Source organism: Burkholderia sp. BCC1988 (genome assembly GCF_905339895.1).
Classification (GTDB): domain Bacteria; phylum Pseudomonadota; class Gammaproteobacteria; order Burkholderiales; family Burkholderiaceae; genus Burkholderia.
This window is the reverse complement of the sequence record NZ_CAJPHA010000049.1, coordinates 1-3,802: the sequence shown is the minus strand read 5'-3', so window position 1 is coordinate 3,802 and position 3,802 is coordinate 1. Positions and strand designations below refer to the sequence as shown.

Here is a 3,802-nt window from a genome sequence, read left to right as displayed (position 1 = left end):
TGCAAGTGTTGGCGTGATCGTCAGTGGGCGGGCAGCTTGATACACGCTGCATGCTGTCCCGAACCGGCAGATTTCGCAGCCACCACCTACCTCAATAAGGACATCCAGATTGCGGTCAATCCGGCCGTCACTGCCCACCCAGGAACGAAATCTCGCGATTTGATACGATCGAAATGTCGTCGACGGTTGCTTGCGTCGACGTTCGTGTTCGAACCAGTGCTTGATGGAGAGAGGGCAGGGAATGAATATCGGCGACGCGTCGCGCGAATCCGGCGTCAGCGCAAAAATGATCCGGTACTACGAGCAGGTCGGCCTTCTTGCGCCGAGCAAGCGGAGCGACGCCGGATACCGCATCTACGGTTCGGATGACGTCCATATTCTGCGTTTCATCCGCCAGGCGCGGCGGCTCGGTTTTCTCGTCGAGGATATTCGCAAGCTGCTAATGCTCTGGCAAGACCGCTCCCGCGCCAGCGCCGAAGTGAAGTCGATCGCCCTCGAACACGTGGCCGAACTCGACAAACGCATCGCGGAATTGAGCGACATGCGCAATACACTTGCCGATCTCGCCGCGCACTGCCATGGTGACGGGCGACCCGAATGCCCGATCTTGGCGCGCCTGGCCGACCCTGTCAGTGAACCAGATTAGTGCACATCCTCGAGGCCGAATAGGAGCCTCGATTCAATATCCTTAAAAATCAGTGGGTTGAGGCGGATAGTTCGCAAACCATTCCAAACAGGAATGGCTTCCATGCAAGCATTTCACTGGCATCTTGGTGCGGCATCGCTATAATTCGGGATAACCCTATACGGGAAATCCCTGAATCTCGATTCGCCAGGGGTCCCCCTTCCTTGGAGAACATCATGATCGCCTACATCGTCGAAAAGCTGAGCAACTGGTTCGAATCCGCAGAGCGTGAACGCCGTGAGGCTTACCTCGCGTCGTCGTCGGACATCGTCCAGCTCGAGAGCCGCATCCGCTCGCTCGAAACCAACGGCTACTCGCTGTAATCGGAGTCACCGTCAGGTGCCGTGTGGCACCGAGCGAAAAGCAAGCCCCGTGTTGACGGGGCTTTGTTTTTTTGTGCGTCCGATCTGGCGAAATCGTCGGCGTGGCGCTATGGTATGGACCTGCTTTTCAACCGGAAGAACACGACCATGCGTTTGCGTCTCGATGTGCGTCACGTTTCCTGCGCGCGTCTCGTTCTGGGGGCCGCGGTGCTCGCTCACGGCATGGCGGCCGGTGCGGCGACGTCGTCCAGGCCGCTGATTCTCGATACGCAACGCGGGATCCAGGATGGCAAGGGCGGCCTGGTGTTGCAAACGGCTCCGTTATCGTCCGAGCCGATCGTTGAGCCCGCAGGCATGCGAGCGCCGGCCGGGCAGGGACCGAATTCTTCGGTCCCGCTGTTTGTCGCGCCGTATATCAATGTGCCGGGCTGGGGTGGGTCGCCGGCCAATCAGCCAAGACCCGCGCCAAGACCGCAGCCGTAACGGAAAACCGTTCGCTCAGTTCCCGCGGTGCTCGATCTGGCACCGCGCGCCGCTGTCCTGTCCCAGGCGCTCGACGAGATACGGCAGCGCTTCGTTCATGCTCTGCGCGAGCGTGTATGGTGGATTCAGGATGAACATTCCGCTGCCGTAAAGGCCCAGGCCATCTGCCGGCGGATTCGATACCGTCAGCGTCAGGTGCAGCCAGTTGTTCGGCTGCAGGCGCTTGAGCTGCTCCGGAAAACGCTGCGATTCCACCCGCGCAACCTGCGGATACCAGATCGCGTAACAGCCCGTCGCGAAACGCTTCAGGCATTCCGTCACGCAAGTCACCGTGCGCGCGTAGTCCTTCTTGTCCTCATAGGACGGATCGATCAGCACGAGCGCGCGTCGCGGCGGCGGCGGCAGCAGCGCCTTGATGCCCTCGAAGCCGTCACCGGCGAAAATCATCGCGCGGCGCCCCGCATCGCGGAAGTTGTGACGCAACACGTCGATTTCCGTCGTGTGCATTTCGAACAGGCGCATCCGGTCCTGCTCGCGCATCGATCGCCATGCGAGATACGGGGAGCCCGGATAGTAGTGCAGCTCACCGTCGTCGTTCAGCGCGCGCACCTCGTCGATGTAGTCGCCGAGCGCTTCGGGCAGGTCCTTTTCGTTCCACAGCGGCCCGATGCCGGTGTCGAATTCCCCTGTCTTGGCGGCATAACCGTCGCGCAGCGAATACACGCCGGCACCGGCGTGCGTGTCGATGTACCAGTACGACTTGTCTTTCTTGTTCAGGTAGCGCAGCAGCTGGACGACGACGGCGTGCTTGAGCACGTCCGCGTGGTTGCCTGCGTGAAAACCGTGACGATAACTGAGCATGGCTGGCTGCCTGAAACGAAGGGTGAATCGATGAAAACGGATGATCGCGCGGGGCCGTCGGGCCGCGCGCCAATGCGGCCGCGTATTGTACGCGAGTGGGCGTGAGCCGCCTTACTCGTATGCATCGCCGACGGCCTCCTCGATGCGTTGCTTGATCTCCGGCGTCAGTTTCTCGGCAACGTCGAGCGCGCGCATGTTGTCGCCGATCTGCTCGATTCGCGAGGCGCCGGTAATGACCGAACTCACGCGCGGATTCGCGAGCACCCATGCAATCGCGAGCTGGGCGGTGCTGCAGCCGAGTTCGGCCGCGATCTCGCCGAGCCGTTCGACCACATCGTTGCTGACCGGATCCGTCAGCCGTTCGCGGAGCCAGTCGTAGCCCGGCAATTGCGCGCGGCTGCCCGGCGGTACGCCGTTCCGGTACTTGCCGGTGAGCAGCCCCGATGCCAGCGGGCTCCAGGTCGTCAGGCCGAGGCCGTAGTCGTGATAGAGCCGTGCGTATTCCTGTTCGACCCGGGTACGGTGGAACAGGTTGTACTGCGGCTGCTCGACGACCGGCTTGTGCAGATGGTGCCGCTCGGCAATCTCGTACGCGGCGCGGATCTCGTCGGCGCTCCATTCGGACGTGCCCCAGTACAGCGCCTTGCCGCGTACGATCATGTCGCTCATCGCCCAGACGGTCTCCTCGATCGGTGTGTTCGGATCGGGGCGATGGCAGTACACGAGGTCGACATGGTCGAGCTGCAGCCGGCGCAGCGAGCCGTCGATCGCGTTCAGCAGATATTTCCGGTTCAGTGTGTGGTACTGGTTCGGCGCTTCCGCGAGCCCCCAGAAGAACTTCGTGGACACGAGGTAGCTGACGCGCGGCCAGCCGAGCGACTTGAGCGCCTGGCCCATGATTTCCTCGGATTTGCCACCGGCGTAGACCTCGGCGTTGTCGAAGAAATTGACGCCCGCATCGCGGGCCGCCGCAAGGCATTCGCGGGCGACCCGCTGATCGACCTGGTTGCCGTAGGTGACCCACGAGCCGAGCGAAAGCGCGCTGATCTGCAGGCCGGAGCGGCCTAGCCGTCGATAGTGCATGGGAATCTCCCGCGACTCGGAACCGACCTTAAGCTTAGACGTTTTGCGCGCGAACGGCGGGGCCGATCGTGCACAATAGCGGCTGGCCTCCACCTGCACGACCGCGACGAAAGCGGATGCAGCGGGGCGCGCTTTTTCGATCCGATAACGGAAGGAGACGGACATGGCAGCAGATCTGAACGGCAAGACCGCAGTCGTCACGGGCGCCGCAAGCGGCATCGGCAAGGAAATCGCGCTGGAGCTCGCGAAAGCGGGCGCGGCCGTGGCGATCGCCGACCTGAACCAGGACGGCGCAAACGCGGTTGCCGACGAGATCGTCAAGGCAGGCGGCAAGGCGATCGGCGTCGCGATGGACGTGACCAACGAA

6 protein-coding genes are annotated in these 3,802 nt (G+C 62.4%); 4 read left to right on the top strand and 2 right to left on the bottom strand.

Annotated elements, in window-relative coordinates; translation table 11 throughout:
- Positions 1-241: 241 nt before the first annotated feature.
- The 3 genes from cueR (at position 242) to U4012_RS35400 (ending at position 1,491) form a co-directional block, all read left to right on the top strand.
- A complete protein-coding gene (gene cueR / locus U4012_RS35410; RefSeq protein WP_044849283.1) occupies positions 242-646 on the top strand; it encodes a Cu(I)-responsive transcriptional regulator in 405 nt (134 codons plus the stop codon).
- Positions 647-861: 215 nt separating this feature from the next.
- Positions 862-1,008 (top strand): DUF3563 family protein, encoded by a 147-nt coding sequence (locus U4012_RS35405; protein WP_081053322.1) that lies wholly within the window; start codon positions 862-864, stop codon positions 1,006-1,008.
- Between the two features lie 114 nt (positions 1,009-1,122).
- Positions 1,123-1,491: a hypothetical protein gene (locus tag U4012_RS35400; protein WP_321804498.1), complete on the top strand. Its 369-nt coding sequence runs from the start codon at positions 1,123-1,125 to the stop codon at positions 1,489-1,491.
- Positions 1,492-1,506: 15 nt separating this feature from the next.
- On the opposite strand, the gene U4012_RS35395 is transcribed toward U4012_RS35400, so the two are convergent.
- Positions 1,507-2,352, bottom strand: a complete 846-nt coding sequence (locus U4012_RS35395; protein ID WP_124489871.1) for a 23S rRNA (adenine(2030)-N(6))-methyltransferase RlmJ — start codon at positions 2,350-2,352, stop codon at positions 1,507-1,509.
- 111 nt (positions 2,353-2,463) lie between these two features.
- Positions 2,464-3,435, bottom strand: coding sequence for an aldo/keto reductase (locus U4012_RS35390; RefSeq protein WP_321804496.1), 972 nt, complete (start codon positions 3,433-3,435; stop codon positions 2,464-2,466).
- A 163-nt stretch (positions 3,436-3,598) separates the two neighbouring features.
- Between U4012_RS35390 and U4012_RS35385 the strand changes: the two genes are divergently transcribed.
- Positions 3,599-3,802, top strand: a 204-nt coding sequence (locus U4012_RS35385) for an SDR family NAD(P)-dependent oxidoreductase (RefSeq protein ID WP_321804494.1), incomplete at its 3' end; no start/stop codon positions are given.

Bases quoted from the DNA above. Each gene is read 5' to 3' on its own strand.
- cueR (WP_044849283.1), top strand. From the start codon at position 242: ATGAATATCGGCGACGCGTCGCGCGAATCCGGCGTCAGCGCAAAAATG.
- U4012_RS35405 (WP_081053322.1), top strand. From the start codon at position 862: ATGATCGCCTACATCGTCGAAAAGCTGAGCAACTGGTTCGAATCCGCA.
- U4012_RS35400 (WP_321804498.1), top strand. From the start codon at position 1,123: ATGGACCTGCTTTTCAACCGGAAGAACACGACCATGCGTTTGCGTCTC.
- U4012_RS35395 (WP_124489871.1), bottom strand. From the start codon at position 2,352: ATGCTCAGTTATCGTCACGGTTTTCACGCAGGCAACCACGCGGACGTG.
- U4012_RS35390 (WP_321804496.1), bottom strand. From the start codon at position 3,435: ATGCACTATCGACGGCTAGGCCGCTCCGGCCTGCAGATCAGCGCGCTT.